The following is a 13,616-nucleotide window of genomic DNA, read 5'->3' as shown; positions in this document are numbered from 1 at the left end:
ATTAGATTGTAACTAAAATAGTTATAATTTGCTTAATTAAATCAAAAGAAAAGGAAAAATTATGGCAGTAAATGTTTATTATGATCGTGATTGCGATTTAAGCTTAATTAAGTCTAAAGTAGTAGCGATTATTGGTTTTGGTTCTCAAGGACACGCACACGCAGAAAACTTAAGAGATAGTGGCGTAAAAGTTATTATTGGTCTTAGAGATGGAAGCTCTGCAAACAAAGCTCGTGCAAAGAATTTTGAAGTTTTAAGCGTTGCTGATGCAACTAAAAAAGCTGATGTTATTATGATTTTAACTCCTGATGAGTTCCAAGCACAAATCTTTAACTCAGAAATCAAGCCAAACCTAAGCGAAGGTAAAGCAATAGCATTTGCTCATGGTTTTAATGTTCATTACGGACAAATTGTTGCACCTAAAGGCGTTGATGTTATTATGATTGCACCTAAAGCTCCAGGTCATACCGTAAGAAACGAATTCGTAAATGGTGGCGGTGTTCCTGATTTAATCGCAGTTGCACAAAACGAAAGTGGCAATGCAAAAGCTCTAGCATTAAGCTATGCAAGTGCAATCGGTGGCGGACGCACAGCTATAATTGAAACTACATTTAAAGATGAAACAGAAACAGACCTTTTCGGTGAGCAAGCAGTTCTTTGCGGAGGTTTGACTGCACTTATTGAAGCTGGATTTAATACTTTAGTAGAAGCTGGATATGAGCCTGAAATGGCATATTTTGAGTGCTTACACGAAATGAAATTAATCGTTGATTTAATGTATCAAGGCGGTATTGCTGATATGAGATATTCTATTTCAAATACAGCTGAATACGGCGATTATATCACAGGTGAAAAAGTTATCACCGAAGAGAGCAAAAAAGCTATGAAAAAGGTATTAAAAGACATTCAAGATGGCACATTTGCAAAAGATTTCATCCTTGAAAGCCGTGCAAATTATCCTAAGATGAATGCAAGACGCAATATTACTAAAAACAGCCTTTTAGAGCAAACTGGCGTTAAATTACGCAAAATGATGCCTTGGATTGAAAAGAGCAAATTAGTTCAACAAGACAAAAATTAATGGCTAAAAAAAAGCAAAAAAGCAAAGCTAATTCTAGCTTTGCTACTTATCTTAAAATCATATTCGCATTTTTAATAATCATAGGAATAGGACTTTTAACATACTTAAACCTAAACGAAAATAAAGAAACAAATAAAAGCTTAAAAACTGAAATAATAAAAACAACAAAACCAAAAAACGATGAAAAAAACATCGTAAATGCCATTTATAAAGCCCCTAAAAATCAAAATGAAGAAAAGAATTTAAAACAGGAATTTAGCGAGATTTTTGCTAACCTTGATATAAATAAAAATGATGATAATTGCAAAATAACAAGCGTAAATTGCTTTGAAACAAAAGAGTATTCAGCCTTTGGAAAAGACACAAAGGCAACAAATATAAAAGCAAAATTAGCAATAATTATTGATGATGTAGCGACAAGGCAAGAAAGCGATGAAATAAAAGCAATTATTAAAAGTGGTAAAAAAATCACACCTAGCTTTTTTCCAAACACTAATAATCATCCTAATACAAATGATTTTGCTAAAGAATTTAGCCATTACATGATACATTTGCCACTTCGTGCTGTAAGTTTTAGTAAAGAAGAGCCGCTTACTCTAACGCCACAAGATGATTATAAAAACATAGAAAATAGAATAAAAAATATAAAAATAGCTTTCCCTAATTTAAAGTTTTTAAACAATCACACAGGCTCAGCCTTTACAAGTGATGAAGATGCTATGAGAAGACTTTTTAAAGCACTTAAAAAATACGATTTGATTTTCGTAGATTCAAGAACAATTGCAAGCACAAAAGCACCAGTATTAGCTAAAGAATTTAAGCAAAATTACATTCATAGAAATATATTCTTAGATAATTCACAAAATCTATCAGATATTAATAAAAAGCTTGATGAAGCAGTGCAATTTGCATTAAAAAATAAGCGTGCAATAGCAATAGCACATCCACACAAAAACAGCCTAAAAGCAATTAGCGAATATGATTTTTCTAAAGTTGAGTTAGTTTATATAGATGATATCTACAACGATTATAAATGAGTTTAAAACTCTTGCAAAGCCACCTAAAACTATTTACTATAAAGGAAATTTAAGCCTACTAAATAAGCCAAAAATAAGCATAGTAGGCTCAAGAAAAATGAGCGTATATACCAAAAACGCAACCTTTATGCTAAGCAAAAAGCTAAGCAACGCAGGATTTTGCATAGTAAGTGGTGGAGCAATTGGCGTAGATATTGAAAGTGCAAAAGCAAGTATGCCTTATCATATAGGTATATTTGCAAATGGACTTAATGAAATATATCCAAAAAGTAACGAGCAAACCATAAAACAAATTTATGAAAACGCCCTTGCACTAAGCGAAAACGAGCCAAATCATATCCCACAAAAATATGATTTTTTGGCTAGAAATCGCCTTGTGGTTGCTCTAAGTGACATTTTAATAATCACTCAAGCAGATATTAAAAGTGGCTCGCTAAACTCAGCAAAACACGCACTTGAACTTAATAAAGATATTTTTGTATTAGCTCAAAGAATAGGAGAAAGCGATGGCACAAACGAGCTAATCGCAAACTACAAGGCTAAAATTATTTATGATATTGATATATTTGTTGATGAGATGAAAGAGCGTTTTAAAACCCAAAACACCTACACTCCACATTATGATGAGTTTTTAGAATTTTGTAAAAACGGAGCAAATCTTGATGAAGCCTTAGAGCGATACGGCGAATTAGTATATGATTATGAGCTTGATGGTAAGGTTATAATTGATGGAGTATTAATTAGGAGCGTTTAATGGAAAATATCTTAGCACTTGATTTAGGACTTAAGCGAATTGGCGTTGCACTTAGCATAATGAAAATTCCTATGCCTCAACCTGCCATTATTAGAATAAATCGCAATCAAGCTGCCGTTGCAGTAAAAGAGCTAATCAAAAAGCACAAAATTACAAAAATTGTAATAGGCATTCCTATGGGTGGTAGTGCTGAAGATGAGATGAGAAGAAGGGTAGAACACTTTTCAAAATTAATTGAATTTAGCAATATAGTTTATCACGATGAGAGTTTTACAAGCAAGCAAGCTGCAAAAATCATTAGTAGTAAGAAAAAAGATGGCAAACAAGATAGCATTGCAGCATTTTTACTACTAAAAGATTATTTAGGAATGTAGTGAAAAAGCTTGTATTTTTGCTTAGCTTTAAGCTTTTATTAGCAAGTGATTATGATTTAGGATTTGAGATTTTTAAAAATATTGATTTTACTAAAGAGCATGTTGAATACGAAAATGATTTAAAAAAGGTTTATGATTTATGGTCTAAGGCTTGTAAGGATAAAAATATTCAAGCTTGTTATGATTTAGGTTATTTGTATGAGAGTGGAATAGGAACTAAACAAGATTACAAAAAAGCCATAAATCTTTATGCCAAAGCTTGTGAAAATAAGCTTTATGAAGCTTGTTGTTCTTTAGGTTTTATGAATGCTTACGGCATAGGAACTAAGCAAAATACAAAAAAGGCTACTAAGTTTTATAAGATTGCATGTGAAAATAATTATGCTCTAGCTTGCTATTTTTTAGCAAGTTTAAAGCAAGGCAAAGTTGCTTTAAAATATTTAAAAAAAGCTTGTGATTTAGGCGATTTAAAAGCTTGTGAGAAATTAAAATAATTTAAGATTTTAGCAGTATTTATTGCTTAAAATCATTTAAGAATTTGAAATAGGAATTTGAAATTTTAATAATCGTTTAAAATAGTTATAATAAACCTTTAAAAAGGGGTGGTTATGAATGAGTTTTTAATATATCTAGCATATTTTTTAGATAATTTACATGATTTAGCTGGTGGGATTATTAGTATTTTAATTCCTATAATTTATGTGCCATTGTTTATTACCTATCCTATGCTTTTTGCCCTTACATTTTTTATAGGATTAAAGCTCTATCCTAGATTTATAAAAGTTTTATATGTTGTATTTTTTTATTTAGATTTTAGTGTTGAAATTAGCGACCATGATTCTGTTGCAGCAATATTGTTTTTTCAAATAATTTTCCCTTTTATATTGTATTATCCTATTAAATCAATTTATGAATTTATAATGAGACAAAATCAAAAATTTATTAAAGGTATATTCTATTTTTTCTCATTTTTAATGATTAGTTTTTATAGTGTATTTTTGGTAAATTATTTTAATTTACAGCAAAGTCCAAAGCATGAAGTAACAGAACTTAAAAAACCAAATACCTTATTATTAAGCACAATTAAAAAAGAAAACTATACGATAGATGGAAAGTTTTTTAAAAGTGTAAATTTAATAGTTGATGAAGAAGTGCAATTATATGAAGATTATCATGAAAAAAGTTTTGAAGAAAAAGCTTCAGAATTACCAACTAGACTTAGCAAAGATAAGCTAATAAATTATGATATTTATGGTTATTTTGTGGATTGTAGTTATGCAAAATCATATATGTCTTTCAGAGGACTAAAAATCCCAGAACATCCTGATTTTGATAGAATTTCTAATTCTTTTGCTAGGTTATTTATTGATAATTATTATCTTAAATTAGGTAATTACGATAATAATAGAGGTAGTTGCTCTAATGATGTTTATAAAAATTATTTAAATAAATTAAAAGGAGAAATAAAATGAAAAAAATACTATTTTTACTATTCGCAGTATTCTTAGGTGCTAGAGAATGCACGAGCTATGAAACTTGCTTAAATTTATACAAAAAAGCAGGAGGGGGAGAATTAGCCGTAAAGCACTTTTATGTAAATCTATGCTCGCAAAAAAACCCGCAAGCTTGCAACGAAGCTGCTAAATACACTGGCTTTTATTCGCATACTTCAAATAAATTTTTAGAATCTGCTAAGCTTTATGAATTAGGTTGCAATTACGGAGACGGCGAATCGTGTTATAAGGCAGGAGAATTTGCAGTATGTGATAATATTCACGCTGCTTATGAGAGATTTAGCAAATCATGTGAATTAAATTATAGAAGATGTGATAGTGATATTTGCGAAGACCCTTGCGTAAGAGCATTAAACATCAAACAAAATAACATTCTAAGTGGCAAAAAAAGACCTTATGATGTATTTAATATGTATAAACCTACCAAAATCGCTCCTGATGATAGCACATTTGCCATTGATGCATGTGAATATAATCTTCATTTTAAACACAAAAACACTACTAATTGCGTTTATGCAGGATATATGTTATTACTTGAGCGAAATTACGAAGAGAGTAGAAAATATTCAAAAATCGCTTGCGACATGGGTGATTTAGTAGCTTGTATAAATTTAATCGCCTTAAATAATGCTGAGTTTAAAGAAGATAAAGCTCTTTTAAAAGACTTTTTAAAAAAGGTAAATTTCGCTTGCAAAGATAAAGATTTTTATAATTGTGGAGCTTTAGGGATGGCGTATTACAATGGCTTTGGTATGAAAAAAAATATTAAAAAAGCTAAAGATATTTTAACTAATTCTTGCCTTTATGCTAATCCTTTTGCTTGTATAAGTATAGGAGATTTTTATCGCTATCAAGAAGTTGAGCCTAAAAAAGCTTTAGAATATTATTATAAAGCTTGTGATTTAGGGCTAAATAGAGCTTGTGTAATCTATGATGAAGTAGTTAAGGAGCTTAAGTAATGCGTAAGTTAGTTTTAATAATGATTTGCCTTTTGCTAAGTGCTTGTTATAGTTTAAGACCTAGCAAATCTGAGTTAGAAAACTGGTGTAATGAGAGAGATTATTGGTGCGGTCGCTTAGGAGCTTATTATTATGAAAAAGATGATTATAAAAATGCTCTAATTTATCACACTAAAAGCTGTAACAAGGATAATAAAGCTTCATGCCATGACGCTGCAATTAGTTGTGAAATGCTAGAAGATTATGACAATGCTATTTTATTTTATAAGAAATTAAACGAATTAGGCCAGCCACTAGGGATTTCAAGGATAGGTGATTTATATAAAAATGGCTTAGGAGTTACAAAAGATTTTAACAAAGCCTTAGAACTTTATATGCAAGCTTGTGAGCTAGGTAGCAAAGAAGCTTGTAAAAATCTAGCTAAAATTTACGAAACGGGTGAAAATGTAAGAGCAAATCCATTAATTTCTAAAGCATATAAAAAACGCGCAGAAAAAGCTAACAAATGGTAAGGAATTTAAAATAGGAATTAGAATGAAAAAATTATTATGTTTAGTGCTTGTAAGTATGAGTTTATTTGCAAATAAAACCAATAAAGAATGTTTAAATATGGATTATAAAACTTGCTATGAGATAAATGATAAGAATTTAGAAAGTAAATGTGACAATGAAGATTATCATGCTTGTTTTTTATTAACACTAATCGAGTTAGATAACAATTGTAACAAAAACGATTATGAATCTTGTCATAAACTAGCTAACGAATATGATAGTGATTGGAAATTTAAAAAAGCTATAGAATTGCATACAAAGGCTTGTAATGGTGGATATTTTCAAAGTTGTGATTTTTTAGGCTTTTTTTATGAACATGCTCGTGGGATAAAGCGAGATATTGCTAAGGCGATACATTTTTATAAAATAGCTTGCGATAACAAAGAATATTTAGCGTGTGAGAGTATAGGTTATATTTATTCTGAAGGTTTTTGGCTTATGCAAAATCATAAAAAAGCGATTGAATATTATAAAAAAGCTTGCGAGTATAATAAAGAAAGGTGTGAAAAATTAGCTTGGCAATATGAAAAAATAGATGATTTTAACAATGCTATTAAGGCTTATGAAATTTCTTGTGATGCTAAAAATAATAATGCCTGCTTACGCTTAGGAATAATGTATGAAAACGGCGAAAATGTAGAGCAGGATATAAATATGGCAAAAAAATATTATAGTCTTACATGCCGATATAAAGGCAGCGTAGCTTGTGATAAGCTAGAAATGTTAAACCAACAAGAAATTATAAAATAAATATGTAGGATAAAATATGAAAAAATTATTATCTTTAGTATTTTTTAGTATAAGTATTTTAGTTGCAAATGAAAACAATAACGAATGCTTAAATGTAGATTATAAAACCTGCTTTGAACTTAATGAAGCCGAACTAAAAAGCAAATGTGATGAAAAAGATCACCCATCTTGCTATCTTTTAGATACACTAAAATATGAAAAATTATGCGCTCAAAATGATTTAGAAAGTTGCTACAAATTAGCTGGGCAGTATGAAGATCATAAAAAATATAAAAAAGCCTTTAAATTACACACAAAAGCATGCGATGGTGGGTATTTTTCAAGTTGTGATTATTTAGGTTTTTTTTATGAACAAGCTCGTGGTATAAAGCGAGATATTAAAAAAGCTATGCAGTTTTATGAAATAGCTTGTGACAATAGAGTAGCGAATGCTTGCAAAAGTTTAGGTAATAAGTATTCTACAGGTTTTTGGGTTAGACAAGATCATAAAAAAGCGATTGAATATTATAAAAAAGCTTGCGAATATGCCCGACCATATCAATGTGAGGAATTAATATACGAATATGAAAAAATAAAAGATTATAAAGAAGCAATTAAGGTTTATAAAAAAACCTGCGATAATGGATATTTCCCAAGCTGCGAGCGTTTGTTTTTGATGTATAAAAATGGCGATAGGGTAAAGCAAGATTTGAATTTAGCAAAAAAATATTTAGCCGATGTTTGTCGTTATAGCCCTAAGTACTGCGAAGAATTAGAAATAAATGAAGAAGAAATCTTCAATCAGGAAGTAAAATGAAAAAATTACTATGTTTATTTCTTTTAGGGCTAAGTTTAAATGCAAATATTTTAGAAATTAAAGAGCTAAAAACTAAGTGTAATCAAAAAGATTTAAATGCTTGTGTTAGTTTAGGGAACGAATATTATCAACAAGCTTGTTATGCTAAAGCAAGGGATATTTGGATTAAGGCTTGCAAGGGTGGTAATAGTGCGGGGTGTGAATACTTGTATAATTTACATATAAGTGGGATATTTAATTTAAGCAGTTTTTTTAAAGATGAGTTTAAAACACAATCAGAATTAACCCACAAAACTTTTAAATTTAGCACCAAGCGTTGCAATGAAGGTTCGATTCAGCATTGCTCAATTTTGGCATTTTTTTATGCTAATGGCTTTGGTGGAGTTAAGCAAGATTATGCTAAGGCTAGAAAGCTTTACGCTAAAGCTTGTGATAAAGAAGTAGAGTCATCTTGCAATCATTTAGGCTTTTTGTATAGCAAAGGGCTTGGGGGCAAGCAAGATTATGCTAAGGCAAAAAAGTATTTTGCAAAGTTTTGCGAGTTTAAATATCTTATTGATAATTGCGAAAATTATGAAATATTAAAAGATTTAGGGTATTAAAATATGAAAAAATTATTGTGTTTATTGCTTTTAGGACTTAGTGTTTTTGGTGTAGATATTTTATATCTTAAGGAGCTAAAAGATAAGTGTGATAAAGATGATTTGGTCGCTTGTGCGTGGTTAGGAGCAGAGTATTATGAGAAAGGTTATGCTGCTGAAGCAAAAGAATATTTGATTAAATCTTGCAAAGGTGGCTCTGATACAGGATGTAGTTTTTTAAGTAGTTTACATAATGAAGGAATGTATGATTTAAGCGATATTTTAAATGATGATTTTAAGCCAAACGACGAATACTCTTATAAAACTTTAAAGCCACATATTAAAAATTGCAAAAAAGGATTGATTGGAAGTTGTGAGATTTTAGCATATAGTTATGCTAATGGACTAGGAGTTAAACAAGATTATGCTAAGGCTATAAAACTTTTAAAAAAAGCTTGTGATGTAAAGGAATGGTTTTCTTGTTATAGATTAGGCTTTATGTATAGCCAAGGAATTGGAGTAAAGCAAGATTATGCTAAAGCAAAAAAGTATTTTGAAAAATGGTGTAATTATTCTAAAGATTGCGAAAATTATAAGATATTAAAAGATTTGGGGTATTAAAATATGAAAAAATTATTATGTTTAGTGCTTTTAAGTGCTGGTATTTTAGGTGCGAGTGAGCTTGAGAGTAAGTGCAATAAAGGCGATTTGGTAGCTTGTGTAAAATTAGGTGAAATATATTTTAACGAACAAAACTATCAAAAATCTATTGAATTTTTTAAAAAAGCTTGCGATGGTGGTTATGCTTTGGGATGTACCGGTCTAGGAAAATTTTATGCAGATGGAAGAGGCATTAAACAAGACTTAGTAAAAGCAAGCGAGCTTTACACTAAAGCTTGTGATGGTGGAGATGCCTTAGGTTGCTTTGTTTTAGGATTTTTATATGAACAAGGATTTGGAGTTACACAAAATTATACAAAAGCTATCAATCTATATATCAAATCTTGTAATAATAAATTCGGCGTAAGTTGTTCTATGGTAGGAGCTTTATATAGTAATGGCAAAGGTGTAAAAAAAGACAAAATAAAAGCTCAAGAATACTTTAGCAAAGCTTGTGATTTAGGTTATCAGAGCGGTTGCAATGAGTATGAAAAAATAAACGAGCAAGGGTATTAATGATATTTAATCATACCGAGCATTTTAGCGAAATTTATGGCTTTAAAAAGCCAGTTGATTTAGAGTATTTTGGAGTATTTATAAACTCTATTAAATGCTGTGAAGATGAGTTTTTAAAGGCTTTTAGCGAGTATTCACCAGTAAAATTAGATGATAATTTTTATATTTTTAGGCAAGAATTTAAATCGTGTATTTCTAGCGATGATTTAGCTATAAACGGCGGTATTTACATACAAGATTATTCAAGCTATTTATGTGCTAAGGCTTTAAATGTTAGCTCAAGCGATATTATTTTGGATATGTGTGCCGCTCCAGGGGGTAAAAGTATAAATCTAGCTAATTTTAGTGGCAATTGTGAAAATCTAAGCTCAAATGAGTTAAATAGCAAAAGATTTTTTAATCTTAAAAAAATCCTAGCAAACTACGGCGTAAAGGCAAAAACCTATAATCACGATGGCATTTTGATAGGTCGCAAGACACCTGAGCGATTTAGCAAAATATTGCTTGATGCTCCGTGTAGCACATTTATGCATGATTTTAGTATAGAAAAATCGCATAAAGAAATAAAGCAAATCGCCACCACTCAAAAAAAGCTTCTAAACTCAGCCCTAACAGCACTAAAAGTTGGTGGGGAGCTAGTTTATAGCACTTGCACGCATAATTTTTATGAAAACGAAGCAGTAATTTTCAATGCGCTTAATTCTAAGTTTGGTGTAGAATTATTAGATATTTCTTTGCCTTGCGAATATTTACAAGGATTAAGTAATTATGATGAAAAATATAGCGATATTAGGCTTACTAAAACCTATCGCATAAAGCCAACAAACACACATTCAGGCTTTTTCATCGCAAAATTAAGGAAGATTAAATGAGAGATTATGGAAGTGAATTATTTAGCGTATTAAGTGAGAGCGATTGGGCGAAGAAATTAGCCAAATTTGATGATTTTTACGATGATTTTTTGAGTAATAAATTAGCTTTTAATGAATACGAGCCTTTAATTTTAGATGAGCCAAGCTATGCAAAAAGCCTTGATATTATTCATCCAACGAGAATAAAACGACCAAAAGAGCTAAGCTCTGATGCTGCTTTAGCAAAGACACTTCATCAAGTAGCACATATAGAATATTCTGCGATTGATTTAGCACTTGATGCTGCTTATAGATTTTTTGCTGATGGTGGGCTTGCGTATGCAAATGATTGGTTTGAAGTTGCCAAAGAAGAATGTCTTCATTTTAGCCTAATAAATGATGCCTTAAATGAATTAGGATTTTCTTATGGAGATTTTGGGGTTCATACAAATCTTTTTGATGCAATGAAGGCTACGAATGAAAATCTGCAAGTTAGAATGGGTGTAGTGCATAGGCATTTAGAAGCTTGTGGGCTTGATGCAAACCCTTATGTGGTAAATAAAATTAACAGCACAAAAAACCCTATAAAGCCAAAGCTTTTAGAGATTTTAAACATCATTCTTCACGATGAGGTAAGTCATGTTAGCAAGGGCGATAAATGGTATAAATATGCCGGCGGAAGGAGCGATAATTTTTGCGAATTATTACTTGAGTATAAGCATTTGATTAGACCTATAAAGAATATGAACGAAAACGCTAGAATACTAGCAGGCTATACAAAAGAAGAATTAGAAGAGATTAAAAAGAATTTTGATTAATAATTCAAAGAATTTGAATTCGGAATTTGGCATTTAAACTTTTATTAAATAAGGCATAAAATTTTAAAATCTTAGCTCTTAGTATTCACTCGCATTATTATTAGCAATTTATTTGCTAGTTTGTAATAATAGTCTCAAGAGTGGTTAAAAGTAAAGAAAAAGAATTTGAATTAGGAATTTGAATTTATCATATTATTTAATTTACCACTCACAAGACTATTATTAAAAATCAATCACAAGTGATTAATTTTTAATAATAATGAGAGTGAATTTTTTATTTGATTGTCTTATTAAATAAAAATATTTTAAAAAGTTTAAGAAGTAAAAAAGGTGCTAGTAATAGCACCTTTAATATTATTTTAGTTATTACTATTGTAATAATCTCATTACATTTTGTTGAACAGCGTTAGCTTGGCTCATTGCATAAACACCTGATTGAGCTAATATTTGGTGCTTACTAAATGTAGCACTTTCTTCTGCAAAGTCAACATCTCTAATATTACTCTCAGCAGCTTTAACGTTTACTTGAGTAACACTAATATTATTTACAGTTGAAACAAGTTGGTTTTGAACAGAACCAAGGTCTGAACGAATTGCTTCAAGAGCTTTTTGAGCTGATTCAGCAATATTCATCATAGCTTGTGCGCCTTTGAAAGTCATTACACCAGCTGCGTATCCATTCTTATTATCTCCATTTGGTCCAGCTTGCCACTCATTTGAGTTAAAGCCCATTGCATCAGCAACTTCTTTATCGATTGAACCTTGAGTTTCTCTTAGGCTAACAGTTTTTTGGCTCACATTCATATCATAACCAATAGCTTTAGTCATATCATTTCCCGCCATATCTTTAGCTTCTACAACGATATCTTTACCATTGTTTGATACAAAGCTTAATCTTCCAAAGTTTGTAGCGTTAGTTTCGTTCATACCAACAATAGATTTCATTCCTTCACCAACTTCTTTCATAGCATCGTTGATTTGCGCTAATCCACCCTTTAACTCTGCAAGATTTTGTTTAGCTGCATAGTAATCTTTTACTGCTGTTGTTGCAGCTGCCATCTCAGCATTGTTTGTAGGAGTTGTACCACCAACACCATCTTTAGGTCCAGCAGCTCCAAATTTTTTATAAGCATCACTTTTTTCTATATCAGCTATAGCTTTCTCATAAGCCTTTTTTAAATCATCTAAACTAGTAGCACCTGCACCTGTTGCATTACCAGGAGCGCCAGCTGCTGGTGCAGTTGCAGCACCTATTGCTTCTGCAGTAGCACCTGTAGCTGCTTTTCCTGCTAAGATGTTTTCAATATCAGCTAAAGCTTTAGCAGCTCCTATTTGGTTTTTAACATCTTCAACTATTTTTGATGCATTGTTCAAAGCTTTACCAGTAGCTTTTTCACTAATTAAAATATTGTCTTGGGCTGTAGCTTGAGCTGTTTGAGTAGCTTGTGTGGTCCAAGCTCCAGCTGTTAATAACTGAATTTTATCATTATCAGCATCCCAAGTACCATCGTTTTTACCATTTGCAGTTTCTGCTTTCCATTGCATATTGCCTTCAACAGTAATACCTGTAGCGCCTTGAGTACCTGCACCATAAGCAGCACTAGCTGCAGCATTTGCTGTAGAAGCTGTAAAGGTAATCGCAGCATCTGTATTTGCCCCAGCTGCTTTATTAGCTGATTTGAAAGCATCATTGATTTTGTTTTTTGCATCAGCTAAATATGTATTGATTTCTGTTGGGTTTGGATCTTCTGTAATTTGAATACCCCTACCATCTCTATTGTTTAATACTAATCTACCATTACTATCAACTGAAGCTTCTACCCCTGTTTGATCTTTAACTGAGTTAATAGCAGCTCTAAGCGCTCCGTTAGCATCTTTATCTTGAACTTCAACTGAACCGATTTTTACTCCATTGATTGAGAATGATTTGCCTGTAGTTCCAGCTTTTATAGTTTGTTCAAATACTGTTTCGGTTGTTACACTAGCACGAACACCTGTCTTATCACTAGCCTTGTTAATAGCTTCTGCTAAAGCCCCTAAGCCTTGACCTGTTTTAATATCAAATTTTTGTTTATATTTTTCAATATTTGCAGGGTCATTTAAGTCAGCACCAGTTAGTAATGGGTTTTTATATTTAATCTCGTTTTTAACGCTATCAAACATAGAAACCGGTTCTAAAGTAACATCATTGATACCATCAACATTCTTGAAAGTAATTGAAATTTTACCATCGCTTAACTGCGGAGCAACAGTCGGGTCATCACTAGGCTTTACAACCCCAACATCACTCGCCCTAACATTATGCCCAGTCTCAAACCTAGTCAAACCAATCTTATCACTTGTAGTCGCCCCAATACTAGCCTTAACAGTCTC

At 31.3% G+C, this 13,616-nt stretch carries 16 protein-coding genes; 15 read left to right on the top strand and 1 reads right to left on the bottom strand.

Annotation, left to right across the window (positions count from 1 at the left end; all coding sequences use genetic code 11):
• Positions 1-61 precede the first annotated feature (61 nt).
• The 15 genes from ilvC (at position 62) to AC1B00_RS04960 (ending at position 11,243) form a co-directional block, all read left to right on the top strand.
• The gene (gene ilvC / locus AC1B00_RS05030; protein ID WP_239817574.1) at positions 62-1,081 is read left to right on the top strand and encodes a ketol-acid reductoisomerase; all 1,020 of its coding nucleotides are present in this window, start codon (positions 62-64) and stop codon (positions 1,079-1,081) included.
• Positions 1,081-2,118, top strand: coding sequence for a divergent polysaccharide deacetylase family protein (locus tag AC1B00_RS05025; protein ID WP_488848501.1), 1,038 nt, complete (start codon positions 1,081-1,083; stop codon positions 2,116-2,118). Before ilvC ends, AC1B00_RS05025 begins: the two co-directional genes overlap by 1 nt.
• Positions 2,093-2,872, top strand: coding sequence for a DNA-processing protein DprA (locus AC1B00_RS05020; RefSeq protein ID WP_488848499.1), 780 nt, complete (start codon positions 2,093-2,095; stop codon positions 2,870-2,872). Before AC1B00_RS05025 ends, AC1B00_RS05020 begins: the two co-directional genes overlap by 26 nt.
• Positions 2,872-3,246, top strand: coding sequence for a Holliday junction resolvase RuvX (ruvX, locus tag AC1B00_RS05015; protein ID WP_488848497.1), 375 nt, complete (start codon positions 2,872-2,874; stop codon positions 3,244-3,246). The genes AC1B00_RS05020 and ruvX overlap by 1 nt, the downstream gene beginning before the upstream one ends.
• Complete coding sequence (locus AC1B00_RS05010; protein WP_488848495.1) at positions 3,246-3,740, top strand: tetratricopeptide repeat protein; 495 nt, start codon at positions 3,246-3,248, stop codon at positions 3,738-3,740. Before ruvX ends, AC1B00_RS05010 begins: the two co-directional genes overlap by 1 nt.
• A 114-nt stretch (positions 3,741-3,854) precedes the next feature.
• A complete protein-coding gene (locus AC1B00_RS05005) occupies positions 3,855-4,718 on the top strand; it encodes a hypothetical protein (protein WP_488848493.1) in 864 nt (287 codons plus the stop codon).
• On the top strand, positions 4,715-5,719 hold the full coding sequence (locus tag AC1B00_RS05000) for a tetratricopeptide repeat protein (RefSeq protein ID WP_488848491.1): 1,005 nt from the start codon (positions 4,715-4,717) through the stop codon (positions 5,717-5,719). The genes AC1B00_RS05005 and AC1B00_RS05000 overlap by 4 nt, the downstream gene beginning before the upstream one ends.
• Entirely contained in the window at positions 5,719-6,231 is a 513-nt protein-coding gene (locus AC1B00_RS04995; protein ID WP_488848489.1) for a tetratricopeptide repeat protein, read from the top strand. Before AC1B00_RS05000 ends, AC1B00_RS04995 begins: the two co-directional genes overlap by 1 nt.
• 22 nt (positions 6,232-6,253) lie before the next feature.
• Positions 6,254-7,021, top strand: coding sequence for a tetratricopeptide repeat protein (locus tag AC1B00_RS04990; protein WP_488848486.1), 768 nt, complete (start codon positions 6,254-6,256; stop codon positions 7,019-7,021).
• Between the two features lie 16 nt (positions 7,022-7,037).
• Positions 7,038-7,817 carry a tetratricopeptide repeat protein gene (locus tag AC1B00_RS04985; protein WP_488848484.1) on the top strand — a complete coding sequence of 260 codons (780 nt, stop codon included), beginning with the start codon at positions 7,038-7,040 and terminating at the stop codon, positions 7,815-7,817.
• Positions 7,814-8,419 (top strand): tetratricopeptide repeat protein, encoded by a 606-nt coding sequence (locus AC1B00_RS04980; RefSeq protein WP_488848482.1) that lies wholly within the window; start codon positions 7,814-7,816, stop codon positions 8,417-8,419. Before AC1B00_RS04985 ends, AC1B00_RS04980 begins: the two co-directional genes overlap by 4 nt.
• 3 nt (positions 8,420-8,422) lie before the next feature.
• A complete protein-coding gene (locus tag AC1B00_RS04975; RefSeq protein WP_488848481.1) occupies positions 8,423-9,019 on the top strand; it encodes a tetratricopeptide repeat protein in 597 nt (198 codons plus the stop codon).
• 3 nt (positions 9,020-9,022) lie between these two features.
• Complete coding sequence (locus AC1B00_RS04970; RefSeq protein WP_488848479.1) at positions 9,023-9,574, top strand: tetratricopeptide repeat protein; 552 nt, start codon at positions 9,023-9,025, stop codon at positions 9,572-9,574.
• Positions 9,574-10,446, top strand: a complete 873-nt coding sequence (locus AC1B00_RS04965; protein ID WP_488848477.1) for an RsmB/NOP family class I SAM-dependent RNA methyltransferase — start codon at positions 9,574-9,576, stop codon at positions 10,444-10,446. The genes AC1B00_RS04970 and AC1B00_RS04965 overlap by 1 nt, the downstream gene beginning before the upstream one ends.
• Positions 10,443-11,243 carry a ferritin-like domain-containing protein gene (locus AC1B00_RS04960; protein ID WP_488848475.1) on the top strand — a complete coding sequence of 267 codons (801 nt, stop codon included), beginning with the start codon at positions 10,443-10,445 and terminating at the stop codon, positions 11,241-11,243. The genes AC1B00_RS04965 and AC1B00_RS04960 overlap by 4 nt, the downstream gene beginning before the upstream one ends.
• Before the next feature lie 369 nt (positions 11,244-11,612).
• Here AC1B00_RS04960 and AC1B00_RS04955 read toward each other — a convergent pair.
• Positions 11,613-13,616, bottom strand: a 2,004-nt coding sequence (locus AC1B00_RS04955; RefSeq protein ID WP_488848473.1) for a flagellin, incomplete at its 5' end; no start/stop codon positions are given.

The organism is Campylobacter sp. DY7 (assembly GCF_057802535.1).
Note: the sequence above shows the minus strand (reverse complement) of the source record. Positions and strands in the feature narration are given on the sequence as shown.